This window comes from Staphylococcus sp. HMSC62B09 (assembly GCF_001839115.1).
GTDB lineage: Bacteria > Bacillota > Bacilli > Staphylococcales > Staphylococcaceae > Staphylococcus > Staphylococcus haemolyticus.
On sequence record NZ_KV840101.1, the window covers coordinates 1 to 251 of the forward strand.

The 251-nt window shown below is 19.5% G+C and carries 1 protein-coding gene; it reads right to left on the reverse strand.

What is annotated here, in order from left to right; translation table 11 throughout:
* Positions 1–41: 41 nt before the first annotated feature.
* Positions 42–251: hypothetical protein (locus tag HMPREF3265_RS12715; RefSeq protein WP_000739694.1), on the reverse strand; the 210-nt coding region annotated here is incomplete at its 5' end.

Genomic DNA, 251 nt, shown 5'->3' on the forward strand with positions numbered 1-251 from the left:
GTTAACATAATTAACTCTTATAGGTAGTTAGTTTGTATAGCCTAGTCATCTTTATTTTCTTTTTTATTATCTTTTTCGATTTTTTTATCTATAAAGAAGAAACAGATAATTATAATAAAATAAATAGCAAAGAAAATAGTTTTGCCATATGGAATATGAAAAATAGCGATAAAAATTATTGAATACACGCTCAATGATATCAAACAAATATTTAATAATAAGTTATACTTTTTTAATTTATTTTTTTTCAT